This window comes from Paraburkholderia sp. SUR17 (assembly GCF_029536165.1).
GTDB classification, from domain to species: domain Bacteria; phylum Pseudomonadota; class Gammaproteobacteria; order Burkholderiales; family Burkholderiaceae; genus Paraburkholderia; species Paraburkholderia kururiensis.
The window spans coordinates 268,386-293,208 of the sequence record NZ_CP120508.1 but is presented as its reverse complement, the minus strand read 5'-3'; the positions used below and the strand labels follow the sequence as shown (position 1 = coordinate 293,208).

Genomic DNA, 24,823 nt, shown 5'->3' with positions numbered 1-24,823 from the left:
ATGACGACGAAAACACCCAATACGATGGCCCCGCGCATGCACGTCACAAACAGCACCAACAGCACCAACAGCAGCGACGTCGACAATGCGAGCAACACCGCCCGCGCCGATCTCGCGCGCCTCGTCACGCTTTTCCGTCCGTACTGGAAATGGATGGCGGCCGGCATCGCCGTGTCGTTCGTCACGCTGATCGGCAACGTCGCGCTCATGGCGATTTCCGGCTGGTTCATCGCTTCGATGGCGCTCGCCGGCATCAATCACATCGTCTTCGACTACTTCACGCCCGCCGCCCTCATTCGCGCCTGCGCCATCGTGCGCACGGGTGGCCGCTACATCGAACGGCTCGTCACGCACGAAGCCACCTTCCGTCTGCTCGCGAAGCTGCGCGTCTGGTTCTACGAGCGCATCGAACCGCTCGCGCCGGCGTGTCTGCAACACACGCGCGGCGCCGATCTGCTCACGCGCATCCACGCCGACATCGAAAGCCTGAACCACGTCTACCTGCGCGTGATCCTGCCGATGGCAACAGGCGCGCTCGGCGCCCTTTTGATCGTCGCGACGATGGCGGCATTCGACGTGGCAGTGGCGTTCGTCACACTCGTCTTCCTCGCCCTCGCGGGCGTCGTGCTGCCGGCGCTGGTCTATCGGCGTGCGAGCGGCCCGGCCGCGACAGGCATCGCCCAACGCGCGCAGTTGCAGGACGCCATCGTCGACGACCTCCAGGGACTCGCCGAGCTACGCGTGTACGGTGCGGCAGAAGGTCACGCACAACGTATCGAGCAGCTCTCCGGCGCCCTGCTCGATACGCAGGTGAAGCTCAACGACATCAAGGCCATTGCGCAGGCGGCCCTCTCCGCAGCGGCGTCGCTTGCGATGTGGGGCGCGCTCTTGATCGCCATTCCGCGCGTGAGCGCAGGCACGCTGCCGCCCGCGGACCTCGCGATGCTCGCGCTCTTCGTGCTCGCCAGTTTCGAGGCGGTGGTTCCGCTGCCGCTCGCCATGCAGATGCTTGGCGAAAGCCTCGCCGCCGCGCGGCGCATTTTCGCGCTCGCCGACGCGCAACCCGCCGTGCACGACCCCGAAACCGCCACGCCGCTCGCCGCGAGCAACGACCTGCGATTCAGCCACGTCGGCATGCGCTATCCCGACGCGGCTCACGCCGTGCTCCACGACGTGTCGTTCGATCTGCCCGCGGGACGGCGGCTCGCCATCGTGGGCGGAAGCGGCGCGGGCAAGACCAGCATCGCGAACCTGCTGTTGCGCTTCTGGGACTACCAGCAAGGCAGCATTACGTTGGGCGGCGTCGGACTGCGCGAGGCCGCTGCCACGGATCTGCGCGCACGCATCGCCGTCGTCGCGCAGGACACCTATCTCTTCAACGCGACGATCCGCGAAAACCTGCTGCTCGCCCGGCCCGACGCCGACGAAGCCGCGCTGGAAGCAGCCTGTCGGGCGGCCCAGTTGCACGACTTCATCCAGAGCTTGCCGCAGGGGCTCGACACCGAGATCGGCGAGGCGGGCACCCGCTTGTCCGGCGGCCAGGCGCGGCGCCTTGCGGTCGCGCGCGGCCTGCTGCGCGACGCGCCCATCCTGATTCTCGACGAACCCACGGAAGGCCTCGACACGGCTACCGAAGCCGATTTGCTGCGCTCGATCATGCAGCTCATGGAAGGCCGCACGGTGCTGCTCATCACGCACCGGCTGTCTGCGCTCGCCGGGCTGGTGGACGAGGTGATCGTGCTGGACGAAGGGCGCATCGTCGAACAGGGCGCCGCGCAAACCCTGCTCGCACGCGACGGCGCCTTCTCCACGCTCCTGCGCAACGACAGCGTTCAGCCAGCCGGGCAAGACGTCTGACATGCGCGCCGCATGAGACGGCTGTTTTGACCTGCGACAAAAACCCGGCATCGCGAACTTCTTACCATCGATATGTCCACACCAGCGTTAGGGAAATTGCTGAGGTGGACACGGCATCGGACCGCGCGACCGCCTGCTACAGCAGGCGCGGCCAAGCGATCCGACCCACACGCACGGCCGGCGGGAAGTCGCACAAAGATGACTCTGCTCGTCATAGAAACAAGACCAGAGGGTAGGCATGGCACGTTCGCGACCTTATGCCACACGCGACAGCAGCCACACGCGGCAGCGCTTCACGTTGAGGCGCTCTCACACAGCAGCCCACCCCGCAACCGCTTCAAATCGCCTTGACTGGAGTGTCAAATGATCAACGATACCGTGGTTGAGCTATCGCGAATCCAGTTCGCCGCCACCGCGCTTTACCACTTTCTGTTCGTCCCGCTGACGTTGGGGATGTCGTTCATGTTGGCGGCCATGGAAACCGTCTACGTGATCACCGGCAAACCCATCTACCGGCAGATGACGGAATTCTGGGGAAAGCTGTTCCTCATCAACTTCGCGCTCGGCGTTGCGACGGGTCTCACGATGGAGTTCGAGTTCGGCACGAACTGGTCGTTCTACTCGGGCTTCGTCGGCGACATCTTCGGTGCGCCGCTCGCCATCGAAGGCCTGATGGCGTTCTTCATGGAGTCCACGTTCATCGGCCTCATGGTGTTCGGCTGGAAGCAGCTATCCAAAGGCAAGCACCTGATGGTCACGTATCTCGTGGCGTTCGGTTCGAACTTCTCCGCGCTCTGGATTCTGGTGGCCAACGGCTTCATGCAGAACCCCGTGGGTGCCACGTTCAATCCGGTCACGATGCGCATGGAGCTCACCAACTTCGGTGCCCTGATCTTCAGCAACGACGCGCAAACGAAGTTCGTCCACACCAGCGTGGCGGGCTACGTGACCGCCGCGATCTTCGTGACCGCCGTGAGCGCGTATTACCTCGCGCGCAAGCGTCACGTTGAACTCGCCAAGCGCTCGTTCCAGATGGCGAGCATCTTCGGCGTGCTGTCGGTTGCGGGTGTGCTGACGCTGGGCGACGCGCTCGGCTTCGTGGCCGCGCAGGCGCAGCCTTCGAAGCTCGCCTCGATGGAAGCCATGTGGCAGACCGAACCGGCGCCGGCGCCGTTCAACATCGCGGCATGGCCTGACAACGAAGCACGCAAGAACACGTGGGCATTGCAGGTGCCGTACGTGCTCACGCCGCTCATGACGCACACCATGGACACGCCGGTTCCAGGTGTGGACCAGATCGTCGCGGACGCCGCCAAGCGCATCAAGAACGGCATTCCCGCCGTCAACGCGCTGAAGGTGCTGAGCAGCAATCCGGCCGATCCCGCCGCGCTCGCGCAGTTCAACGCGCACAAGGCCGACCTCGGCTACGGCTTCCTCGTGAAGCGCTACGCAGCAGGTCAAGACACCGCCAACGCCACGGACGCCGACATCGCCAAGGCATCGCAGTCCGTCGTGCCGAACGTGTTCTGGATGTTCTGGGTGTTCCGCCTGATGGTGGCGCTGGGCCTCTTGATGCTGGCCTACTTCGTGATCGCCGTCATCCTCTCGCTGCGCGGCGACGTGGGCCGTCAACAGTGGTTCCTGAAGCTCGCGCCGTGGATGATCCCGGTGCCGTTCCTCGCCTGCGAAATGGGCTGGCTCACGGCGGAAATCGGTCGTCAGCCGTGGACGGTGTTCGGCCTGCTCCCCACCTGGATGTCCGCATCGAGCCATAGCGTGGGCTACATGACGTTCTCGCTGATCGGCTTCGTGCTGCTCTACTCGATCTTCATCGCCGTCGAGGCCTACCTGATGGTGAAGTTCATCCGCAAGGGTCCGGACGAAGACCATGCTGAACCGGGCGCCACGCCCACCATCCTCACCCCGGCATTCGCCAACGACACCGCGCGGTGATCCGCAAGGAACAAGACCATGGAACTCTATCTAATCCTCAAAGTGCTCTGGTGGCTGCTGCTCGGCGTGCTGCTCATCGGGCTTGCGACGATGGTCGGCATGGACATGGGCGTGGGCGCGCAACTGCGCTTCGTCGGCCGCACCGACGTTGAACGGCGCGTCGCGATCAACACGATCGCCCCGCACTGGGACGGCAACCAGGTGTGGTTCATCCTGGGCGGCGGCGCGATCTTCGCGGCGTTCCCGCTTATCTACGCCACCGCGTTCTCCGGCCTCTACATCGTGATGCTGCTCCTGCTGTGGACCATGATCATGCGTCCCATCGGCTTCGAGTACCGCAGCAAGATCGACTCGCCCACGTGGCGCGGCGCATGGGACTGGGCGCTGGTGGCAAGCGGCGTCGTGCCGATGATCGTGTACGGCGCGGGCGTGGGCAACATGTTCGTGGGCGTGCCGTTCCACTTCAACTGGGACCTCACCTCGTACTACACGGGCAGCTTCATTACGCTCTTCAACCCGTTCGCGGTGCTGTGCGGCGTGCTCTCGCTGGCGATGTCGCTGTACATGGGCGCAGCCATGCTCGTGGGTCGTGCCGAAGGCGCGGTCCAGCAGCGCGCGAAGAGCGTGGCGACCGTCGCCGTGATTCTCGCGGTCGTGGTGTTCTCGGTGTGCGGCGTGTGGGTCTCGCAGATGCAGGGCTACCGTCTCGTGCATTCGGTCAGCCCGGCGCTCGCGCAAACGCCATTGCAACAACAGGTGGTCGAACTGGCCGCAGGAGCCTGGCTCAGCAACTTCAAGAGCTACCCGATTCTGTGGATCGTGCCGGCACTCGGCTATGTGGGCCTGATTCTCGGCCTGCTCTCGCTGCGCGCGGGCCGCTCGACGCTCGCGTGGTGGCTCGGCGCGATTGCATGGATCGGCGTGATCGGCACGGCCGGCACGGCGCTCTTCCCGTTCCTGATGCCGTCGTCCAGCATGCCTAACCAAAGTCTCACTGTCTGGAACTCGGTCTCGAGCCAAACGACACTCACCTGGATGACCGGCTGGACCGTGGTGTTCGTGCCGATCGTGCTCGGCTACACGAGCTGGGCGTTCCACGTGATGCGCGGCAAGGTCAAGGCGGACCAAATCGAAACCGATCCGCACGCATATTGAGGACTTCGCGATGAAAACCCTGTTCCACTTTCTGATCCTCGCCGTGCTCGTCGTGATCGCCATCGTGATTGGCGTCGTGGTGGGCGCTTACGGCGCGTGGTACTTCTCGTGGCTGATCGGCACGATCATGATCGTGCTGTTCGCGGCAGCGGGCGGCGTGCTCTACGACACGCAACAGAAGGAGCGCCGCGCCGCGAACGGCAAGTAAGCGCGCCGTCGCTTCACAAAGACAAACAGCACCCGAGGGTGCTGTTTGCTTTTGGGGCGTCGCGATGCAGGTGCGTGCCGCTTATGCGATTGCTTCGCGACGTCTCACATGCGGCAACTCACGTGCAACCCGTCAGGCCGGCTGCGCCGCCGCCCCGCCGCTTGCGGGCAAGAGCCGCGCCGACAACGACTGCGCGTAGCGTTGCGCCGCGAAGCCCGCGACGATATGGAAGGTGTCCGCGGACACCCAGGCCACGTCGAGCGCCGCCAGCCGCTGGCGGTCGACCGCCGAAGGATCGCGCACGACCACACGCAAACGGGTCGTCGCAACGGCTTCGAGCGAAACGACGTTGGTCGCGCCACCGAACACCGCGAGCCAGCGCGCAGGATCGGGATCGAGCGGGCCGGCTTCCGCATCCGACGACGCAGGGCCCGATGCATTGGCCGCAACCGCCTTCTGCGCACTCGCCACACTCGCCACGCCACCCGCGCCCGCCGACGCCATCTCCGCGCGCATCTCGTCCGCAATGATGTCGGCCTCCGGGCCGATGATCACCTGCACGCTGTCGCCGCCGCGCTTGAGCACGCCGCGCGCGCCGATCGTCTTCAAGTCAGCTTCGGACACCTTCGCCGGGTCCGCCACGGAAAGACGCAGGCGCGTCGTGCAGGCATCCACCACTTTCAGGTTGGCCGCGCCGCCCAGCGCCGCGATATAGCGCGACGCACGCGACACCGCCGCGCCCGCCGCAGGCGCAACGAAGCCGCCTGCAACGAACGAATCCACCTGCGCCTGTTCGGCAGCGGGCTCGCGGCCCGGCGTAGCCATGTTGAACTTGCGGATGAAGAAGCGGAACAGCCCGTAGTAGAGCGCGCCGTACACGAGCCCGAGCGGAATGGCTTCCCAGCCCTTCGTGGAGAGCCCGTAGTTCAGCACGTAGTCGATGGCGCCCGCCGAGAACGTGAAGCCCAGCTTGATGCCCAGCAGCGAGCAGATAGCGAGCGAGAGCCCGGTCAGCACCGCGTGGATCGCGTACAGCACCGGCGCAAGGAACATGAAGCTGAACTCGATGGGCTCGGTCACGCCCGTGAGGAACGACGTGAGCGCCATCGAAAACAGCAGGCCGCCCACCGCCGCGCGGCGTTCCTTCGGCGCTTCGTGCAGCATCGCAAGGCACGCTGCCGGCAAGCCGAACATCATGATCGGGAAGAAGCCCGACATGAAGCCGCCCGCGCTCGGGTCGCCCGCAAAGAAGCGGTGCAGGTCGCCGGTGACGGCCGCGCCGCCGCCGGGCGGCGTGAACGTGCCGAACACGAACCACGCGAGCGAATTGAGGATGTGATGCAGGCCCGTGACGAGCAGCAGCCGGTTCAGCACGCCGAACACGAACGTGCCGACGGCGCCCGCCGTGGTGAGCCAGTGGCCGGCCAGATCGATAGCCGCCTGCACCGGCTGCCACGCGTAGCCGAACACAATGCCGAGCCCCACGCACACGAGACCCGTGATGATCGGCACGAATCGCTTGCCGCCGAAGAACGCGAGGTAGTCGGGCAGCTTGATGTCCTTGTAGCGGTTGTAGAGCAGCCCCGCCACGAGGCCCGCGATGATGCCCGACAGCACACCCATGTTGAGCTTGTCGTTGATGTCCTTCATCACGGCGATCTCGACCAGATAGCCGATTGCGCCCGCGAGTGCCGCGACGCCGTTGTTGTCCTTCGCGAAGCCGACCGCCACGCCAATGGCGAACAGCAGCGGCAGGTTGTCGAAGATCGCGCCGCCCGCGTCCGCGATCATCTTGATGTTGAAGACATCGGGCTGGCCGAGCCGCAGCAGAATGCCGGCTACCGGCAGCACCGCGATGGGCAGCATCAGCGCTCGCCCGAGCCGCTGCACTTTCAGAAACGGATTGCCATCCATTGAGTCACCTCCTGGTCTCTTGTCTCGTGTGAAATCGCGTGAAGTTGAAGTGGGTTTGATGCCCTGGTTGATGCTGATGCGTTACATCGTGTGTTACGTGGTGCAAATCCGTGCCGCGAACTGCTCGCCGTGCTCGCGACGAGTTCAGTCCAGCGGCCAGGCTTCGCGGCTCATGGCCCGCACGGCCTGTGCCGAGTCGAGCGCCAGCGCATCCTGGGCGCGCTGGCGGCACAACGGGTAATCGAGGTTGCGCACGCGCGCCTTGATGGCCGGCACACTGACGGGATCGACCGAAAGCTCCGTAACGCCAAGGCCCACGAGCAGCGGCACGGCGAGCGGGTCGCCCGCCAGCGCGCCGCACACGCCCACCCACTTGCCGTGCTTTTCCGCGCCCTGAACCGCGATGCCGACGAGACGCAGCACCGCCGGATGCAGCCCGTCGGCTTGTGCCGCGAGATCGGGCCGGCAACGGTCCATGGCGAGCGTGTATTGCGTGAGATCGTTGGTGCCGATCGAGAGGAAGTCGGCATGGCGCGCCAGTTGGTCGGCGAGCAACGCCGCCGAGGGCACCTCGATCATCACGCCCACTTCGATGCGATCGGTGCGGCCCTGCTCGCGCGCAAGTTCGTCGATACGCGCGCGCAGCCGCACCAGTTCGCCCGCGTCCGTCACCATCGGCAGCAGGATGCGCACGGCGCCCGCGGGCCGCACGGCGAGCAGGCCGCGCAGTTGATCGTCGAGCAGGTCCGGGCGCACCTGGGCGAGGCGAATGCCGCGCAGGCCGAGCGCCGGGTTCGGTTCGGGCGGCAGCGTCAGGTAATCCACTTCCTTGTCGGCGCCCACGTCGAGCGTGCGGATGATCGCGGTGCGGCCCGCGAGCGCGTCCGTAATGGCCTGATAGCTTTGCCGATGCTCGTCCACCGTAGGCGCCGCCGGACGATGAATGAAGAGCAGTTCCGTACGCAGCAGGCCCACCGCGTCGGCACCGTTTTCGACAGCGGTCTTCGCGTCGTCGAGCGTGGCGATGTTCGCGGCCACTTCGATTGCGCGGCCGTCACGTGTGGCTGCCGCCTCACCCGACATGCGCCGGTTCGTTTCGCGCAGTTCGTCCAGCCGGTCGCGCTCGCGCCGCGCACGTTCGATCTCCTGTTCGCCCGGCGCATATTCGAGGCGCCCCGCGCTTGCGTCCACGACGACCTGCGTGCCTTCGGCGATCGCATGCAGCGCGCTGCCCACGGCGACGAGCGCCGGAATGCCGGTCTGCCGCGCGATGATGGCCGCGTGCGAGGTCGCGCCGCCGCGCGCCATCACGAGCGCCGTGACGCGGCTGCGATCGAGCGACGAGAGGTCCGACGGCGTGAACTCGTCGGCGGCGAGCACGGCCTCGTCGGGCAGCGTGCTCAGCGTGCGATTGGCGCCACTGGAGCCGCCCAGCGCGCGCAGCACGCGCTTTTCGATATCGCGCAGATCCGCGGCGCGCTCGGCGAGCAGCGAATCCTTCACGTCGGCGAGCACGGCGATCTGCGCGCGAATGGCTGCGCGCCATGCGAAACCCGCGCTCTTGCCGAGGCTGATGAGATCACGCGCGGCGTCGAGCAGCGTGGGGTCTTCCAGCAACACGCGATGCACCGCGAAGATGCCGGCTTCGCCTACTGCGCCGCGCTGCGAGGCTTCGCGCACGGTGGTGTCGAGTTCGGCATCCACGGCTGCGAGCGCCTTGTCCAGCAACCGGCTTTCAGAGGCGGGCGTGCCGGCCGCCTGCTCGACGGGTTCGACTTCGACGTTGTCCCAGCGCACGAGCTTGCCGAGCGCGACACCGGGCGACGCGCACACGCCCGCAAGCGTGTTGGCAGGCAGTGCCGACGCAGGCTCGCGCGGCACTTCGTGCGGCGCGGGCGAGGCATCGCGCGCACGCGTCTCTTCGACCTCGCCGTGCGCCTCGCGCAGCAGTTCGTTCGCCACGGCGTCTACCGCCTTCGCCGCATCGCGACCCGTCGCGACGAGTTCCACCGTGGCGCCCTCGCCTGCACCGAGCGCCAGCAACCCGACCACGCTTTCGATCGGCGCCTTGCGTGCGCCGAAGTGCACTTCCACGCGCGCCTCCAGACCGCGCACGGCTTCGCGCACGCGGGCCGCGGGCCGCGCGTGCAGGCCGCCCGCGTGGGCGAGCGTCACGGTGCGGCGCGCCTCGCTCGCGCAGGCCGTTGCTTCGGTGTGCGATGCGGCCTGAGTTTGCGTCGCGGCACTCGCCGACGCTTGCGCACTCGCAGCGCCCTCGCCCGCTCCACGCGCACGCAGCACGAGCAGTTCACTCGTGCCAGCCTTCACCACGCCGCGTCGCGCGCGATCCACCACTTCGAAGGCATCCGAATTCGCGATGGCCACCACGGAAACGAGACTCGGCGCCATGCGAGCAATGAAGTCCTGATCGAACTCGATGAGCACGTCGCCCGCACGCACGCTCGCGCCTTCCGCGACCTTCGGCGTGAAACCCTCGCCGTTCAGCGCGACCGTATCGATGCCGATGTGCAGCAGCACTTCCGCGCCCTGCGTGGTGCGAATGGTGAGCGCATGGCCCGTGCGCGCGAGGTGCGCCACGACGCCGTCGCACGGCGCGACGAGCCGCCCTTCGAGCGGGTCGATGCCGATGCCGTCGCCGAACATGCCTTCGGCGAACACGGGGTCGGGAACATCGGCCAGCGCCACGACCGGGCCGGTCAGCGGCGCCAGAAGGACAAACTGACCCTGGGCAGGATTCATCAGATGCGACTCCACGACACGTTCCATCAGGACTCTCGCTTAATGTGTTTCGGTGACTTTATGCAGATGGCGCGGCGTATCGGGATTGCGCCCGCGCGCGGCGGCAAGGCCGGCGGCCATCACATAGAAGGAAAGAATGGCGGGGATCGGGTCCAGCGCGGCATCGGCGGCCGGTTCGAGCGGCAAGGTCACGTCGGCAGCGTCGGCCGCATCGGCGGGCGCCGCGAGCAGCACGCGCGCGCCGCGCGAACGCATGTCGCGTGCGAGCTGCACGAGCCCGGTCTGCTCGGGGCCGCGCGGCGCGAACACGAGCAGCGGATAGTCGCGGTCGATAATCTCCATCGGACCGTGCCGCACTTCGGCGCTCGAAAACGCCTCGGCCTGAATGCCCGACGTTTCCTTGAGCTTAAGCGCCGCTTCCTGCGCGATGGCAAGCCCCGTGCCGCGACCGATCACGATCATCTGCGAGACATCGCGCAGTTCGTCCACGGCCTTCGACCAGTCGAGCGTGCCCGCGCGCGCGAGCACGTCGGGTAGCGAGCGCAGCGCGGCCACCAGCGCTGCGTCGCGCTGCCAGTGCGCGACAAGCTGGGCCGAAAGCGAAAGCATCGCGATATAGCTCTTCGTCGCGGCCACGCTGAGTTCAGGCCCCGCGAGCAGCGGCAACTCGTATTCGCAGGCCTCGGCCAACGGTGAATCGGATACGTTCACGGCCGCCACGGTCAACGCGCCCGCGGCGCGCAACGCGGCCATGGTGCCCACCAGATCGGGGCTCTTGCCCGACTGCGAGAACGCGAGCGCGAAGGCATCGCGCACACGCAGCGGCGCTTGCTGAAGCGTGGCGATCGACATGGGCAGCGACGCCACCGGCACGCCGATGCGGCTCATCGTGAGGCTCGCGAAATAGCTCGCCGCGTGGTCCGAGCTGCCGCGCGCCACGGTGAGCGCGACGTGGCGCGGCTTCTCTTCGAGCCTCGCTGCCAATGCCTCGATGCGCGAGGTGTCGGCGAGTTGAGCGGCCACCGCGTCCGCGGACGCGAGGGCCTCTTTAAGCATATTCGACAATCGATTCTCCTTCGACATAGGTCGCGGTCAGCGTCAACGCGCGGTCGAATACGACGATGTCGGCCCACGCGCCGCGTGCGAGACGGCCGCGGTCTTCGATGCCGAGGTAGTCGGCGGCGTAGCGCGACATGCGGTTTGATACGTCCGCAATCGGCAGGCCGAGCGAAACGAGATTGCGCAGCGCGACGTCCATGGTGAGCGTGCTGCCGGCGAGCGTGCCGTCGGCAAGGCGCACGCCGCCAAGGCACTTCGTGACGTGCTGGCTGCCGAGGCGGTACTCGCCGTCGGGCATGCCGGTGGCCGAGGTGCTGTCCGTCACCACGTAGAGGCGGGGAATCGCGCGCAGTGCGGCGCGAATCGCGCCGGGGTGCACGTGCAGCAGGTCGGGAATGATCTCGGCGTATTCGGCGTGCGCAAGTGCTGCGCCCACGAGACCCGGGTTGCGGTGATGCATCGGCGACATCGCGTTGAAGAGATGCGTGAACCCGCGTGCGCCGTGCTTGAGCGCGGTCACGGCATCGTCGTAAGTCGCGAGCGAGTGACCGAGTTGCACGCGCACGCCGCGCGCTGCCATCTCCGAAATGATCTCGATGTGGCCTGCGATTTCGGGCGCCACCGTCACCACGCGAATGGGCGCGATGGAAAGGTACTTGAGCACTTCGTCGAGCACAGCGGACACCGCGGCGTCCGGCTGCGCGCCCAGCTTGCCGGGATTGATGTACGGCCCTTCCAGGTGCACGCCGAGCACGCGCGCGCCGCCCGGCGTACGGCTGCGCGCCACGTCGCCGAGCCCGGCCACGACGTTCATCAGTTCCTCGCGCGGGGCCGTCATCGTGGTGGCGAGCAGGCTCGTCGTTCCGTATTTCGCGTGGGTGCGCGCAATGGTTTCGATCGCGTTGCCGGCTTCCATGACGTCGGCGCCACCGCCGCCGTGCACGTGCAGGTCGATGAAGCCGGGCAGGATGTAGGGCGCGTCGTTGGTCGCCGGGTCGACGCGCTCGCCGGCAAGCGACGTGATGCGGCCGTTTGCCGTTTCGAGCGTGCCGTGAATCCAGCCGTCGGGGGTCAGTATGTTTCCGGTCAGCATGTGTGTTCCTGGTGATGCTTCGGCCGAGGCCTTGGGTGATACCTCAGGTGATACGAGAGAGACGTTCATGACTGATTCGCGTGGCGCCGTTCGTGTTCCCGTTACTGGAGCAGTTCGGCCACGAAATCGTAGTAACCGTCCCGGCAATAGGTGTCCGTGAGTTCGATGGCCCGCTGGTCCGCGCTGAAACCCACGCGCTGAATGACCAGCAGGGCCGCGCGCGGCTCGATCTCCATTAACGCGGCGATTTCGCTCGTGGCGTTCACCGCGCGAAAGTGCTGCAGCGCGCGGACCACCGGCACGCCGCGCTCCTCGAGGTGGCTGTAGAGCGATACGCCGATTGCATGCGGGTCGGGCACGATCGAAACCGGCAACGCCGAGTGCTCGACGGCCATTACGATGCCGTCCGCGCGACGCAGGCGTCGCAGGTTCGCCACCGACGCGCCAGGCGACAGCCCGAGATGCACGATCTCGTCGCGCGTGGCGGCGCGAACGTCGCGCTCGAGCCAGATGGAATCGGGCGTGAAGCCGCGCTGCTGCATCTTCTTGGTGAAGCCGGTGAGGCGCGAAAGCGGATCTTCCACACGCGGCGTGATGAAACTGCCGGCACCGCGCGCGCGGCGAATCAGACCTTGCTCCACGAGCAGCGCAATAGCCTTGCGCGCGGTGATGCGCGACACGCCGATTGCATCGCAGAGCGTACGTTCCGAAGGCAGCGCCTCGCCCGCAGACCAGACGCCGCATTGGATCGCCGTCGCCAGATTGCGCGCCAGCTGCAGGTACAACGGTGTGACGTTGCGCGCATCGGGCATCAGCGCGGACCAGCGGGTTTCCATTGAAGGCTCGGGCGGGGAAGGAACGGTTGGGAGGGTTCTTCAAGCCGAGCCCATTATATAACCACAATAATACCAGTCAACGAACTGGTTCCAGGCGTGTCGATCTGTACTCAAGCCTTACCTGGCGGCCGTTTGCGCGCTTCTCCCAAGGCTTGCGGCGCGTTTCTGCGGCATCGGGATTTACCCTGGCGGCGCCCCGTGTCGCGCTTCATGCATACCGCTTTGATACCACTTCGTGGCCCGCAACCTTGCATGCGGCGCACACAACCCGTTCCCATATCGACAGGCGGCCCCTATAGTGGTGCATCGCAGGCAAAGACGAAGAACACGGGGAGCCGGAGTTGACTGAATCTGATGCGTTGAGGCGCGCGGAGGCCGTCCGCCACTTCAATCGTTTTTACACGCGCCACATCGGCGCCCTTCACGAGCATCTGCAAAAGAGCGCCTTCTCGCTGACGGAGGTGCGCATTCTCAACGAGCTGTCGCGCGGCCGCGCGAACACGGCGGCGGCACTCGCCCGAAATCTGGGTCTCGACACCGGCTACCTGAGCCGCATCCTCACGAGCTTCGAGCGGCGCAATCTGCTGACGCGCCGGCCCTCAGAATTCGATGCGCGCCAGTCGCTGCTCTCGCTCACGGAACAGGGCCGCGCCGAATACGAACCGCTGGAGAAAGCCGCTGTCGCCGAAGTTCGCGCGGTGCTGGCTCGGCTGCCGCAAGGGTCGCAGCAGCAGTTGATCGGCGCGATGAAGCTGATCGAACGGCTGCTCGATGACCGTCCGCGGCGGGGCCTCGTGAAGCTGCGCGCCCCGAAGGCAGGCGAGGCGAGCTGGCTGGTGCACCGTCAGGCGCAACTCGCGGCCGCCGCCCATGGCTGGGACGCCCGCTTCGAGGCACTGCTCGCGCGCACCGTTGCCACCTTCACGCAGACGCACGACGCGCAGCGCGAGGCATGCTGGATCGCCGAGCAAGACGGCATGACGGTGGGGTCGGCGCTCATCGCCGCGCGCTCGCAGGAAATTGCGAGCGTGCGCATGTTCTATGTGGAGCCCGACATGCGGTGCCTTGGCATCGGCGCACAACTGCTGGAGGAATGCGTGCGCTTCGCAAAGGACGCGCGCTACGGCGCGCTCTCGCTCTCGCTCGCGATGGTGATGGCCGACGCGCGGCGGCTCGCGGCGCGCATGGGCTTCCACTGCGCGACCAGCAAGGACGCGCACCGCTTCGGGCATCCGCTTATCGTTGAACGGTGGGAGCTCACGCTGTCGTGAGGCGACGTGAACTGAGCGCTGGTGTTCGCTGCGCTCAGTCGTCCTTTAGAAAATCAGATACCCTGCGAGCGCGGAGAACGCCACCACGAGCCAGGGTGGCAAGCGCGCCGCCATCAGCAGCGCGAGCGCCACGAGGGCGAAGGCGATGTCCGCCGGGTGGCGCAGCGCGTTCACGCAGAGCGGCGAATAGAACGCCGCGGCCAGCAGCCCCACCACGGCGGCATTCACGCCCATCAGCGCGTAGCGGCACGCGGCGAGGCCCCGCAGCCGCTCCCACAGAGGCATCACGCCGATCACCAGCAGAAACGACGGCAGAAAAATAGCGACAACCGCAATGGCCGCGCCCACCACGCCTGCGGGCTGCTGATTCGATACCGCACCAAGAAACGCCGCGAACGTGAAGAGCGGACCGGGCACGGCCTGCGCGGCGCCGTAGCCGGCAATGAACGCTTCCGGCGTGACCCAATGCGGCGGCACCACCACCTGTTCGAGCAACGGCAACACGACGTGACCGCCGCCGAACACGAGCGAGCCCACGCGGAAGAAACTCGCGAACAGATGCAGCGGATAGTTGCCGGAGACCGTGGCCAGAGCGGGCAGCCCGAGCAGCAGCAGGACGAAGAGTCCGATCATCAGCACGGCGTGCACACGCCCGCCGGCACCAATCGGTTCGCTGTGCTCGCTCACGTCCGGCAAGCGGCCACGCAGCAACCAGCCCGCCAGCGCTCCGAATGCGAGCACCGCAAGTTGCGCGAGCGGTGTCGTGAACGCCAGCATGACGACCGTGGATACGACGGCAATCGCCACACGCGGACGGTCGGGCGCGAGCGTGCGCAGCATGCCCCACAGCGCCTGCGCCACCACGGCGACGGCGACGAGGCTCAGCCCGTGCAGCCAGCCGGATTGCGCCGTCGCTCCGTGCCGCCCGACGAGAAGACCAAACGCACAGAGCAGCGCCGCGGACGGCAGCGTGAAGCCCGTCCATGCGGCAATCGCGCCCGCTATGCCGCCCTGGCGCAGCCCGAGCGCAATGCCCACCTGGCTGCTCGACGGGCCCGGCATGAACTGGCAGAGCGCGACGATATCGGCGAACGCGGCGTCGGTGAGCCACGCGCGGCGGCGCACGAATTCCTCGCGAAAGAAGCCGAGATGGGCGATCGGTCCGCCGAAACACGTGAGCCCGAGCCGAAGGAAGATCGCGAAGATCTCGAATACGGACGGGCGCGTGGGCACGGCAGGGCGGGAAACGGAGGGCATGCGGTCGTCCATGTCGGTCGGGATGCGGTCACGTTCGGTGCGACGCCTGGGGCACGTCGCTTCAGGCGGCGTCGCGCGACATGCTAGCAGCGTCGGGGCGAAGCGGTGTGCCCGAGATGCGTGAGCGTTGTCCGGCGCTCGCACGTTCGCGCCAAAGCAGCCGGGCAAAACAAAACGCCACGGCAAGCCGTGGCGTTGTCGATTGCAAAAGCTGGCAGCGCCGCCTTAGAACGAGGGCACAACCGATCCCTTGAACTGCGTCTTGATGAACTGGCGCACGTCTTCGGACTGGTAAGCCGCCACCAGCTTCTTCACCCACGGCTTGTCCTTGTCCTGCGTGCGCACGGCGATCAGGTTCGCGTACGGGCTGTGCACGTCTTCGAGCGCGATCGCGTCTTTCGTCGGCTGCAGGCCTGCGGCAAGGGCGTAGTTCGTGTTGATCGCCGCGGCATCGACGTCGGCGAGCGAGCGCGGCAGCTGCGCGGCATCGAGCTCGACGAGCTTCACCTTCTTCGGATTTTCCGCGATGTCGAGCGGCGTCGCGTTGCTGCCGCTCGCGCCTGCGCCGGCGCGCAGCTTGATCACGCCCTGCGCCTGCAGCAATAGCAGCGCACGGTTCTCGTTGGACGGGTCGTTGGGCACCGCGACCTTCGCGCCCTGCGGCAGGTCTTTCAGCGACTTCAGCTTCTTCGAGTAGACGCCGAGCGGCGAGATGTAGGTCAGCCCCGCGCTCACGATCTTGTAGCCGCGCTGCTTGACCTGGCTGTCGAGATACGGCTGGTGCTGGAAGCTGTTGGCGTCGAGGTCGCCCGCGTCGAGCGCGGCGTTCGGCTGAACGTAGTCGTTGAACTCAATGACCTTGACGTTGAGGCCTTCGCGCTTCGCGACTTTCTGGACGACCGACCAGATCTGCGCATCGGGCCCGCTGATGGTACCGACCTTGATGACGCTTTCGTCGGCGCGTGCGCCGAAGCTGGCGGCGAACGCGGTTGCCGCGACGGCGGCGGAAAAGAGCTTGAGGAGATTTCTGCGCTGCATGGGAAAGTTCGACTGACGTGATTCCGGGTTCTGTCGCGCCGGCAGGCCTGATGCCATACCGGCGGCGACATAAATGGTCTCATATGCCGGGAGCATTGAGAAATAACGGAATCGAATACTGGTATGCGCCGCGCGGTGCAGTGCCGTGTGGCCAAGGCAAAACGCAAGGCACGCCCGGCGCCGTCGCGCCAGACACCGTGGCGCGACGGACGAGCGAAGCTTCGGTCAGAACGTCGTCCAGTCGTCGTCTGCGGGGACCGCGGCGGCTCTCGACGTAGCGCGGGGAGTGACGGTTGCGGCGGCGGCCGCCGGCGTAGCGGCAGGCTTAACCGCGGCGGTCTCGGCGACGGGCGGTTTCGTAGCGGAAGCGGATTCAGCGGCACCGGCCGAGGCGGCCGTCCGCGCCTTTTCGGGCTGCCCATGCTCGCTGCGGCCCGATGCCGCGCCAGCCGTCGCAACGTTCGAAGCGGCCGAAGCAGCGGAAGACGTCGCAACAGCCTTGCCGCCTGAGGCAGAACCGCCAGCCGCCGCGCTCTTCACCGCAGGCGACGCAGCACGAGCCGGCGTGGCTGCCTTCGCGTTCACGGCTTTGGCGCTGTTTCGCGTCGGCGCAACGTCCACGCTCGATACCAGCCCGCTCGCCGCGGCGGCGCCGTCCACGCGGAACGCGCTCACCGCCTCGCGCAGCCTTGCCGCCTGATCCTGCAACGACGCCGCGGCGGCCGTCGCCTCTTCCACGAGCGCGGCATTTTGCTGCGTGACCTCGTCCATCTGCGTCACGGCGCGGCCCACCTGGCTGATGCCGCTGCTCTGTTCCTCGGAGGCAGCCGCGATCTCGCCCATGATGTCCGTCACGCGACGCACGGCCTGGAGAATCTCGCCCATCGTCGCGCCCGCCTGTTCGACGAGCGACGACCCGTTGTTCACGCGCTCCACCGACGCGTCGATCAACTGCTTGATCTCCTTCGCCGCAGTTGCCGAGCGCTGCGCGAGGCTGCGCACCTCGCCGGCCACGACGGCAAAGCCGCGTCCCTGCTCGCCCGCGCGCGCCGCTTCCACCGCCGCGTTGAGCGCGAGGATGTTGGTCTGAAACGCGATGCCTTCGATCACGCCAATGATGTCGGCAATCTGGCGCGAGCTGTCGTTAATCTCGCCCATCGTCCCGATCACGCGGCTCACCACGTCGTGGCCCTTCGTCGCGATTTCGGAGGCGTTGTTCGCGAGCCCGCTCGCCTGGCGCGCGTTGTCGGCGTTCTGCTTCACCGTGGCGGTGAGCTGCTCCATGCTCGCGGCGGTTTCCTCTAGCGACGCGGCCTGCTGCTCGGTGCGCTGCGAGAGGTCGCCGTTGCCAGCCGCAATCTGTTCGGTCGCGGCCGCAATCGATTCGGCGGAGTACCGGATTTCGCCGATGGTGCGTTGCAGCCGGTCCTGCATGTCGCGCATCGCGGCCATCATGCTGCTGGAGTCGTCGTTGCGAACCTGGACAGACTGCGAGAGGTCGCCGCGCGCAATGTGCCTGGCGAGACGCAACGCGTCTTCGGGCTCGCCGCCCAGGCTCTTTCGGACACTGCGGATCACCACCAGCATGGCGAGCGAGATCGCCACGCCGATCACGACAATCGCGCCCAGATGCGTGAGCAGCGTCTCGTAGTAAGTGGTGTCGATGTCGCGCACGAACACGGCGGTCGAAATGTTCCAGTCCCACGGCGCGAAACGCACGACGTAGCCGATTTTCGGCAGCGCGGTTTCGCTGTGCGGCAGGCGCCCGCGATACTCGGTGAAGCCACGGCCCGTCGCTTTGGCCGCATCCACGATCGAGACGTAGACGAGCTTGCCGTCCGGGTCCTTGAAGTCGCCCGCCGCTTTGCCGACCATCTGCGGCAGCGTGGGGTGCATGAGCACGACGGGCTTCGAATCCATCACGAAAACGTAGCCGGCGTCGCCGTAGCGCATGGTGGCGAGCCGCGCGAGCGCCTCGCGCTGGGCGTCGGCTTCGCTCATCTTGCCCGACTGAGCGAGCGCGTAATAGCCGTTCACGACGCCTTGCGCCGCGTCCACGAGATTCGCCATGCCAGCCTTGCGCTCGGCGAGCATCGTTCCACGGGTTTCCACCGCACTCCAGAGGCCCACCCCCAGCAGCCCCAGCCAAACGAATGCGAGCGACAACCACAGCTTGCGGTTCAGACTCATCCTGCTCATAGCGTTGGTCTCTTCTTGTAGGTGTTTTCTTGCGCGATGCGCCTGCGGGCAAACGCAAACGATTGCCGCAGGTATAACGGCACCCAAAAGAGTCAACTTGAGAGAAAGTGTAAGGAAGGTCCCGAGCCAGTGAACGGGCGAGGCGCCGTGCCCGTCTCGCCAGACCCGCGTGCGCTCACCCGGAAGCAGGCATCGAACACGGCTGCGATAATGAGCCCTCACGCGCGCCCACGCGCTTCACGAAGACTTCACACACACAAAGACGAGGCACTCATGTACGTCATCTCGCTCACCTACACGGCGCCGCTCGAACGCATCGACGACGCGCTCGAAGCCCATCGGGCGTTTCTCGCGAAGCAGTTCGACGCGGGCGTGTTCATTGCAGCGGGGCCTACGGTACCGCGCAAGGGCGGCGTCATTCTGGCGGTGCGTATCGAGCGCGAGAAGCTCGACGCCATTCTGGCTACCGACCCGTTCGCGCAGCAGGATCTGGCGACTTACGACGTTACGGAGTTCAAGGCCACGCGCCTCGCGCCGGGCCTCAATTTTCCGATTCCGGCCTGAGGTCGGCGCGGGCGTCGTCCAAGCTGGCTTAACGAAGCCGCTTCAATAACGCTGCGTCAGTTCAATCGAGCAGGAGCTTGAGATCGTGCACCCACGGCTGGGCGCCCTGCCCGTCGCGGGCGAAAAGGCGCAGCTTGCCGTCGGGATCGAACACGTAGCTCGCGGCGGTGTGGTCCATGGTGTAGCTGTCGGGCGTCTTGCCCGGCACCTTCGCGTAGTACACGCGGAAGTCTTTGGTGATCTTTTGCAGCTGCGCGTCGTTGGCTGGACGCAGCGCGACGAACGTCGGATTGAACGCCTGCACGTATTGCGACAGCAGCGCCGCGGTGTCGCGTTCCGGGTCCACCGTCACGAACAGCACCTGTACGCGCTTCGCGTCCTCGGGGCCCATTTGCTGGAGTGCCTGGGAAAGCTCCGCCATCGTGGTGGGGCACACGTCGGGGCAGTGCGTATAGCCGAAGAACAGCACCACGGCTTTGCCCTTGTAGTCCGCGAGCGTGCGCGTTTTGCCGCTGGTGTCGGGCAGCGCGAAATCCGAGCCGAACTGCTTGTTGCCGGTCAGATCGAGATTCTGGAATGCCGGCTGCTGCTTGCCGCAGCCCGAAAGAAGCGCCGCGCTACCCAGGGCGCACGCAACGAGCGCGGCCAGCGCCACGCGCGACGCGCGTGCGAGCGGAGAGTTCTGCATGGTCTTATGCGCCAATGAGCGTGCGCACGTAGTGATCGACCAGCAGCGCGACGAACAGCAGCGAGAGATAAACGATGGAGTAACGGAAGGTCTTACGTGCGAGCGCATCCGAATACTCGCGATAGATCTTCCATGCGTAGCCGAGAAACACCGCGCCCAGCAGCACCGCGGCGGCCAGATACACGGCGCCGCTCATGCCGGAGATAAACGGCATCAACGTGACCGCGAAGAGAATCACGGTGTAGAGGAAGATGTGCAGCCGCGTGTACTGCTCGCCGTGCGTGTTGGGCAGCATCGGCAGGCCGGCCTTTTCGTAGTCCGTGCGGCGGTAGAGCGCGAGCGACCAGAAATGCGGCGGCGTCCACACGAAGATGATGAGCACGAGAATCCAGGCGTCGCCCGGCACCGCGCCCGTGACCGCGGCCCAGCCGAGCGCGGGCGGCATGGCGCCCGAGGCGCCGCCGATCACGATGTTCTGCGGCGTAGCGGGCTTGAGCAGCAACGTATAGATGACGGCATAGCCCACGAACGTGGCGAACGTGAGCCACATGGTGAGCGCATTGGTGAACGTGTAGAGCGTCCACATGCCGAGGCCGCCCAGTACGGCCGAAAAGAGCAGGATCTGCACCGTGGTGATCTCGCCGCGCGCCGACGGGCGCCAGGCGGTACGGCGCATCATCGCGTCGACCTTCTGCTCCATCAGGCAATTGATGGCGAAAGCGGCCCCTGCCGTGAGCCAGATGCCGATCGTGCCCCCGATCAGCACGGTCCACGGCACCATGCCCGGCGTGGCGAGGAACATGCCGATCACGGCGCAAAACACCGCAAGCTGCGTGACCCGCGGCTTCGTGAGCGCGATGTACTGCGAAATGCGGTTACCGGGCGTCTGGGAGAGAGTTGTGCTGTCCATAGAGGGAATCACGCTGGCGCGGCGTCGCGCGCGAGTTCGACCGTGCGGCCGGGACGGCTTGAAGCGATCCGAAAGTTTAGCATGACGAGCAGCAGCAGCAGGATCGCCGCGCCTCCGTTATGGGCCACCGCGACCGGCAGCGGCCATTGCAGGACGATGTTCGACAGTCCGGTGACAAACTGGATCACCACCACGAGCAACACGCCGTTGGCGGGCCGCACTAGCGACTCGAAACGGCGCAATTTCAACGCCAACCACACCAGATAAGCGACGACCACCAGCGCAAAGGTGCGATGCGTCCAGTGGATCGCGACGAGCGCGTCCTGGGTGATCGCCTCGCCGTCGCCGGTCATGCCCAAGGCACGCCACAGGTGAAAGCCGTGGGTGAAATCCATGGGTGGAATCCATGCGCCGTTGCAGGTCGGGAAGTCGGTGCAGGCAAGTACCGCATAATTCGTGCTCACCCAGCCGCCCAGCGCAATCTGGACGACAAGCAGCGCGAGGCCGGCCAGCGCGGCGATACGCCAGCGCGCCGCCTCCGGCTCGTGGGCGGGCAACGGCGTGATGCGTGCTGCGAGCCAGCCCAACGTGCCAAGCAACGCAAGGCCAAGCAGCAAATGCGTCGTGACGATGATGGGCTGCAGCTTCATCGTGACGGTCCATGCGCCGAAGGCGCCTTGCACCACGATCAGCAACAACAGCGCCGTGGGCCACCACGGCGACACGTGCAGCGGCCTGCGGCGGATACGCGCCGCCCACGCAATCACGGTCTGGGCAATGATGAGCACGCCGATCGCCATGGCGAAATAGCGGTGGATCATCTCAATCCACGCCTTGGTCATGCTCACGGGGCCGGTGGGCATGGCTTGATGCGCCGCCGCGATGGCCGCGTGCGCGATGAACGGCGAAGAAGTGCCGTAGCAGCCGGGCCAGTCGGGACAGCCGAGGCCGGAATCAGTCAGGCGCGTGAAGCCGCCGAACATGACGAGATCCAGCGTCAGGAACGTGGTGACCCAGACGAGCTTGCGGAACCGGCTGTCGTCTGCTTTCACCCAGACCCATGAGAGCGGCAGCAGCGCGATGCACAAGCCAATCAGCCCCAATTGCAGTACGAACATCTCTTCTCTCTTTCCATTCACACGCCAGCCGCGTGTACGCCGTTGCGGGCCATTGCACGCAAACCCGCCAGTATCAACCGATACTCGACCACTTGAGCAGTTTGGTGACGTCTCCTTTGATCTTGCTCGGGTCGGGATCCTTCGGGAAACGCATCATCAGGTTGCCGTTCGGGTCGACCATGTAGATGTGGTCGGTCACCGTGGTGCCGGCGTCCACCGGCAACCACGCCGAGACCGCGGACGGATCGGCAATCAGCATTTCGGTGTCGTCGTACGCGCCCAGCACCGCCGCGGGCACCTGCTGCGTATCGGTGCGCAGCCACACGTTGACGATGCGCTCACGTTCGCCGGCCTGCGTCGCGCGCACCTGGCGCATGAAGTAGAGCTTCGTGACGCAGGCTTTGTCGCAGGCGCTACGGTCCACGGAAATCAGCAACCAGCGGCCGCGCAGCGAGGCGAGCTTCATGGGCTTGCCGTCTTCGCCCGTCACGACGAGCGACTCGGGAATCGGGCGCTGCGGTTCGATCAGCGTGCCGTAGCTCGACGTGCCGCCCTTCGGCTTGAAGACGTAATACGTGAGATACGACGCAATCACGGGTGCCGCGCACACGAGCGCAATCAGCAGGACGACCCAGCGGCCGCGCTCCCACGATCCGCGGCCGCCGCCCGTCGGGGCGCTTCCGGCGCCTGGGCGATTCGACTGCGGGGTGCCCGCTGTCGGCCGATCCGGTCCGCGGGAAGAAGTAGTTTGCATCGACACGACAAGAACCTCTTTCTTTCAGTCGTACGCGTCGGGGCATGGCCCGGCGGCGTGCGATAGGGATGGGGGCAGCGCGCCCTGCGCGTTAAGCCTCGGACGTTTCGGACGCGCGCGGCTTCTTCGCGGCGCGTCGCGCGGCATATAGACCGAACCCGAGCGCCGCAGCGGCCATGCCCCACCACTGGAACATGTAGCCATAGTTGCGCTCCACGCCCATCGTGGGCACGGGCCAGTCGCGCACGAGGCCGTCGTGCGTATCGTTCGTCTGCTGAATGACGAAGGGCTGCAGCGGCAGGCCTGTTTCGGTCGCATACGAAGCGACGTCGAGATTCTGGCGAATCGGCTGATGAGCCGCCGACCCGCCCTGGCCAAGCTCGAACGCACGCGACGCGTCGGCTCGCGCGATGCCTTGCACCTGCACTTCGCCCTTGGGCGTCTGGTAGGGCGCGATCGCCGTGCGATCCTGCATGTTGCGCGGCAGCCAGCCGCGGTTCACGAGCACATACCGGCCATCTGCGAGCTTGAGCGGCATGACGACGTAGAAGCCCGGCTGATCGTTATACGGCCGGTTGTCGAGATAGACTGCCCGCTCCGGCTCAAAGGTGCCCGTGGCCCGCACGCGATGGAACTCGATGTCCTTCAACGCCACAGGCTGAGAACCAATGGTTTGAGCCGGGGCGTTCTCGAACTGCGTGATGCGCGCTTCGAGCGCCTCCTTCTGATGCGCGCGGTCGCGCTGCCAGAATCCGAGCCGCACGGTCACGGCGACCACGATCAGGATCAGCAGCGCGGGGAACCAGCGAATCTTCATCGCGGGCTGCCCTTGCCCAACCCGCGGCACGGACGCAACACCGGTCGGGGTGCGATAATTACGCTATTTCCTCTATCTCGCCGGATTTCAGCAGGTTCCATGCACATTCTCGTTCCCATCGCCTTCGCACTCATCATTGCCAGCATGATCTCGGCGCTGTATTTCATGATGCACGACCGGGGCCGCACGAAGCGGATGGTCTGGTCGCTCGCCGCGCGCGTGGGACTGTCGATCTCACTGTTCCTGTTCATCCTGTTCGCACACTGGATGGGCTGGATCCAGTCCACCGGCATTCCTTACGGCCGCTGAAGCGCGCAATCGCGTTCCCTCACGCTGGAAACACAACGCCGCCTTGACCTGCGTCGAAGGCGGCGTTGGATGGCTCGTTCGAGCTCTGGTCCGCAGCGTGTCGTTTCGCGCGTACTGGCCGGCCCGCCTTACAGCCAGTAGACGACCACGTAGAGACCCAGCCAGACCACGTCGACGAAGTGCCAGTACCACGCCGCGCCTTCGAACGCGAAGTGGTGGTCCGCCGTGAAGTGGCCGCGGATCAGGCGGATCATCACCACCGCCAGCATCGTGCCGCCCAGGAACACGTGGAAGCCGTGGAAGCCGGTGAGCAGGAAGAACGTGGAGCCGTACACGCCCGACGACAGCGTGAGGTTCAGTTCGTTGTACGCGTGGAAGTATTCGAAGCCCTGCAGAAACAGGAAGCAGATACCGAGCGTGAGCGTTGCGGCAAGCCACGCAATCGCCTTCGTGCGGTGGTTGTCGCGCAGCGCGTGGTGCGAGACCGTCAGCGTCGCGCCCGACGAGAGCAGCAGCGCCGTGTTGATGGTGGGCACCGGCCACGGCGTCATCGACTTGTAGGCGGACACGAGCGAAGCCGGACCGTTGTTCGGCCACACTGCCGAGAAGTCCGGCCAGATCAGCTTGTAGTCGAGGCTCGCCAGCTGGTGCATTGCGATTTCGCGCGCGTAGAAGAGCGCACCGAAGAACGCGCCGAAGAACATGACTTCGGAAAAGATGAACCAGCTCATGCTCCAGCGGTACGAGCTGTCGACGCGCTTGCCGTACATCCCGCCTTCGGACTCGGCAATGGCGTCGCCGAACCAGTGCCACAGCGTGAAGAGCAGCCACAGCAGGCCCGCCGCCGCCGTGATAGGCGCCCACGACTCGCCATTCACCCATGCCGCGAGCGACGAAAGCATCACGAGCAGCCCGATGGACGCGCTGATCGGATGCCGCGACGGATGCGGTACGAAATAGTACGGGCTCTCGTTTTGACCGCTCATTCTTGATTCTCCACTTCAGTCCAGTTGTTCCGGAATCTCCGGCTGTATCTTCTCCGGCGCGGCGTGGCCGCCGCATC

At 66.2% G+C, this 24,823-nt stretch carries 21 protein-coding genes; 7 read left to right on the top strand and 14 right to left on the bottom strand.

Going from position 1 to position 24,823, the window contains the following annotated elements:
* From cydC to P2869_RS01305, 4 genes are all read left to right on the top strand, one after another.
* On the top strand, positions 1–1,857 hold the full coding sequence (cydC, locus tag P2869_RS01320) for a thiol reductant ABC exporter subunit CydC (RefSeq protein ID WP_277597243.1): 1,857 nt from the start codon (positions 1–3) through the stop codon (positions 1,855–1,857).
* A gap of 363 nt (positions 1,858–2,220) precedes the next feature.
* The gene (locus P2869_RS01315; RefSeq protein WP_277597242.1) at positions 2,221–3,810 is read left to right on the top strand and encodes a cytochrome ubiquinol oxidase subunit I; all 1,590 of its coding nucleotides are present in this window, start codon (positions 2,221–2,223) and stop codon (positions 3,808–3,810) included.
* Between the two features lie 18 nt (positions 3,811–3,828).
* Positions 3,829–4,965, top strand: coding sequence for a cytochrome d ubiquinol oxidase subunit II (cydB, locus tag P2869_RS01310; protein ID WP_277597241.1), 1,137 nt, complete (start codon positions 3,829–3,831; stop codon positions 4,963–4,965).
* 10 nt (positions 4,966–4,975) lie between these two features.
* Positions 4,976–5,173 carry a hypothetical protein gene (locus P2869_RS01305; RefSeq protein WP_017772621.1) on the top strand — a complete coding sequence of 66 codons (198 nt, stop codon included), beginning with the start codon at positions 4,976–4,978 and terminating at the stop codon, positions 5,171–5,173.
* Positions 5,174–5,305: 132 nt separating this feature from the next.
* Here P2869_RS01305 and nagE read toward each other — a convergent pair whose 3' ends face one another.
* The 5 genes from nagE to P2869_RS01280 all read right to left on the bottom strand — a co-directional run bounded on the left by nagE (position 5,306) and on the right by P2869_RS01280 (position 12,835).
* Positions 5,306–7,087 carry an N-acetylglucosamine-specific PTS transporter subunit IIBC gene (gene nagE, locus P2869_RS01300; RefSeq protein WP_017772620.1) on the bottom strand — a complete coding sequence of 594 codons (1,782 nt, stop codon included), beginning with the start codon at positions 7,085–7,087 and terminating at the stop codon, positions 5,306–5,308.
* Positions 7,088–7,231: 144 nt separating this feature from the next.
* Positions 7,232–9,847 carry a phosphoenolpyruvate--protein phosphotransferase gene (ptsP, locus tag P2869_RS01295; protein WP_277598178.1) on the bottom strand — a complete coding sequence of 872 codons (2,616 nt, stop codon included), beginning with the start codon at positions 9,845–9,847 and terminating at the stop codon, positions 7,232–7,234.
* Between the two features lie 39 nt (positions 9,848–9,886).
* Positions 9,887–10,903, bottom strand: a complete 1,017-nt coding sequence (locus P2869_RS01290; protein WP_277598177.1) for an SIS domain-containing protein — start codon at positions 10,901–10,903, stop codon at positions 9,887–9,889.
* Positions 10,896–11,999, bottom strand: coding sequence for an N-acetylglucosamine-6-phosphate deacetylase (gene nagA / locus P2869_RS01285; protein WP_277597240.1), 1,104 nt, complete (start codon positions 11,997–11,999; stop codon positions 10,896–10,898). The genes P2869_RS01290 and nagA overlap by 8 nt, the downstream gene beginning before the upstream one ends.
* A gap of 101 nt (positions 12,000–12,100) precedes the next feature.
* A complete protein-coding gene (locus P2869_RS01280; RefSeq protein WP_017772616.1) occupies positions 12,101–12,835 on the bottom strand; it encodes a GntR family transcriptional regulator in 735 nt (244 codons plus the stop codon).
* A 341-nt stretch (positions 12,836–13,176) separates the two neighbouring features.
* Between P2869_RS01280 and P2869_RS01275 the strand changes: the two genes are divergently transcribed.
* Positions 13,177–14,106, top strand: a complete 930-nt coding sequence (locus tag P2869_RS01275) for a bifunctional helix-turn-helix transcriptional regulator/GNAT family N-acetyltransferase (RefSeq protein WP_277597239.1) — start codon at positions 13,177–13,179, stop codon at positions 14,104–14,106.
* Positions 14,107–14,151: 45 nt separating this feature from the next.
* On the opposite strand, the gene chrA is transcribed toward P2869_RS01275, so the two are convergent.
* From chrA to P2869_RS01260, 3 genes are all read right to left on the bottom strand, one after another.
* A complete protein-coding gene (gene chrA, locus P2869_RS01270; protein ID WP_277597238.1) occupies positions 14,152–15,363 on the bottom strand; it encodes a chromate efflux transporter in 1,212 nt (403 codons plus the stop codon).
* A gap of 225 nt (positions 15,364–15,588) precedes the next feature.
* Positions 15,589–16,401, bottom strand: coding sequence for a MetQ/NlpA family ABC transporter substrate-binding protein (locus P2869_RS01265; RefSeq protein WP_042299402.1), 813 nt, complete (start codon positions 16,399–16,401; stop codon positions 15,589–15,591).
* A gap of 225 nt (positions 16,402–16,626) precedes the next feature.
* A complete protein-coding gene (locus tag P2869_RS01260) occupies positions 16,627–18,600 on the bottom strand; it encodes a methyl-accepting chemotaxis protein (RefSeq protein WP_277597237.1) in 1,974 nt (657 codons plus the stop codon).
* Between the two features lie 273 nt (positions 18,601–18,873).
* Here P2869_RS01260 and P2869_RS01255 point away from each other — a divergent pair, with 273 nt between their 5' ends.
* A complete protein-coding gene (locus P2869_RS01255) occupies positions 18,874–19,164 on the top strand; it encodes a YciI family protein (protein ID WP_126877685.1) in 291 nt (96 codons plus the stop codon).
* A 61-nt stretch (positions 19,165–19,225) separates the two neighbouring features.
* Here the strand turns inward: P2869_RS01255 and P2869_RS01250 are convergent, their stop codons facing one another.
* From P2869_RS01250 to P2869_RS01230, 5 genes are all read right to left on the bottom strand, one after another.
* Positions 19,226–19,852 carry an SCO family protein gene (locus P2869_RS01250; RefSeq protein ID WP_017772610.1) on the bottom strand — a complete coding sequence of 209 codons (627 nt, stop codon included), beginning with the start codon at positions 19,850–19,852 and terminating at the stop codon, positions 19,226–19,228.
* Positions 19,853–19,856: 4 nt separating this feature from the next.
* Positions 19,857–20,762, bottom strand: coding sequence for a heme o synthase (gene cyoE / locus P2869_RS01245; RefSeq protein ID WP_017772609.1), 906 nt, complete (start codon positions 20,760–20,762; stop codon positions 19,857–19,859).
* Between the two features lie 8 nt (positions 20,763–20,770).
* Positions 20,771–21,880 carry a COX15/CtaA family protein gene (locus P2869_RS01240; protein WP_199541762.1) on the bottom strand — a complete coding sequence of 370 codons (1,110 nt, stop codon included), beginning with the start codon at positions 21,878–21,880 and terminating at the stop codon, positions 20,771–20,773.
* A gap of 73 nt (positions 21,881–21,953) precedes the next feature.
* Entirely contained in the window at positions 21,954–22,634 is a 681-nt protein-coding gene (locus P2869_RS01235) for a cytochrome C oxidase subunit I (RefSeq protein ID WP_277598176.1), read from the bottom strand.
* Positions 22,635–22,725: 91 nt separating this feature from the next.
* A complete protein-coding gene (locus P2869_RS01230; RefSeq protein WP_017772606.1) occupies positions 22,726–23,451 on the bottom strand; it encodes an SURF1 family protein in 726 nt (241 codons plus the stop codon).
* A 99-nt stretch (positions 23,452–23,550) separates the two neighbouring features.
* Here P2869_RS01230 and P2869_RS01225 point away from each other — a divergent pair, with 99 nt between their 5' ends.
* A complete protein-coding gene (locus P2869_RS01225) occupies positions 23,551–23,760 on the top strand; it encodes a twin transmembrane helix small protein (protein WP_017772605.1) in 210 nt (69 codons plus the stop codon).
* A gap of 128 nt (positions 23,761–23,888) precedes the next feature.
* Here the strand turns inward: P2869_RS01225 and P2869_RS01220 are convergent, their stop codons facing one another.
* Positions 23,889–24,746 (bottom strand): cytochrome c oxidase subunit 3, encoded by an 858-nt coding sequence (locus tag P2869_RS01220; RefSeq protein WP_017772604.1) that lies wholly within the window; start codon positions 24,744–24,746, stop codon positions 23,889–23,891.
* Between the last annotated feature and the right edge of the window lie 77 nt (positions 24,747–24,823).

Bases quoted from the DNA above. Each gene is read 5' to 3' on its own strand.
- cydC (WP_277597243.1), top strand. From the start codon at position 1: ATGACGACGAAAACACCCAATACGATGGCCCCGCGCATGCACGTCACA.
- P2869_RS01315 (WP_277597242.1), top strand. From the start codon at position 2,221: ATGATCAACGATACCGTGGTTGAGCTATCGCGAATCCAGTTCGCCGCC.
- cydB (WP_277597241.1), top strand. From the start codon at position 3,829: ATGGAACTCTATCTAATCCTCAAAGTGCTCTGGTGGCTGCTGCTCGGC.
- P2869_RS01305 (WP_017772621.1), top strand. From the start codon at position 4,976: ATGAAAACCCTGTTCCACTTTCTGATCCTCGCCGTGCTCGTCGTGATC.
- nagE (WP_017772620.1), bottom strand. From the start codon at position 7,087: ATGGATGGCAATCCGTTTCTGAAAGTGCAGCGGCTCGGGCGAGCGCTG.
- ptsP (WP_277598178.1), bottom strand. From the start codon at position 9,847: ATGAATCCTGCCCAGGGTCAGTTTGTCCTTCTGGCGCCGCTGACCGGC.
- P2869_RS01290 (WP_277598177.1), bottom strand. From the start codon at position 10,903: ATGCTTAAAGAGGCCCTCGCGTCCGCGGACGCGGTGGCCGCTCAACTC.
- nagA (WP_277597240.1), bottom strand. From the start codon at position 11,999: ATGCTGACCGGAAACATACTGACCCCCGACGGCTGGATTCACGGCACG.
- P2869_RS01280 (WP_017772616.1), bottom strand. From the start codon at position 12,835: ATGGAAACCCGCTGGTCCGCGCTGATGCCCGATGCGCGCAACGTCACA.
- chrA (WP_277597238.1), bottom strand. From the start codon at position 15,363: ATGCCCTCCGTTTCCCGCCCTGCCGTGCCCACGCGCCCGTCCGTATTC.
- P2869_RS01265 (WP_042299402.1), bottom strand. From the start codon at position 16,401: ATGCAGCGCAGAAATCTCCTCAAGCTCTTTTCCGCCGCCGTCGCGGCA.
- P2869_RS01260 (WP_277597237.1), bottom strand. From the start codon at position 18,600: ATGAGCAGGATGAGTCTGAACCGCAAGCTGTGGTTGTCGCTCGCATTC.
- P2869_RS01255 (WP_126877685.1), top strand. From the start codon at position 18,874: ATGTACGTCATCTCGCTCACCTACACGGCGCCGCTCGAACGCATCGAC.
- P2869_RS01250 (WP_017772610.1), bottom strand. From the start codon at position 19,852: ATGCAGAACTCTCCGCTCGCACGCGCGTCGCGCGTGGCGCTGGCCGCG.
- cyoE (WP_017772609.1), bottom strand. From the start codon at position 20,762: ATGGACAGCACAACTCTCTCCCAGACGCCCGGTAACCGCATTTCGCAG.
- P2869_RS01240 (WP_199541762.1), bottom strand. From the start codon at position 21,880: ATGTTCGTACTGCAATTGGGGCTGATTGGCTTGTGCATCGCGCTGCTG.
- P2869_RS01235 (WP_277598176.1), bottom strand. From the start codon at position 22,634: ATGCAAACTACTTCTTCCCGCGGACCGGATCGGCCGACAGCGGGCACC.
- P2869_RS01230 (WP_017772606.1), bottom strand. From the start codon at position 23,451: ATGAAGATTCGCTGGTTCCCCGCGCTGCTGATCCTGATCGTGGTCGCC.
- P2869_RS01225 (WP_017772605.1), top strand. From the start codon at position 23,551: ATGCACATTCTCGTTCCCATCGCCTTCGCACTCATCATTGCCAGCATG.
- P2869_RS01220 (WP_017772604.1), bottom strand. From the start codon at position 24,746: ATGAGCGGTCAAAACGAGAGCCCGTACTATTTCGTACCGCATCCGTCG.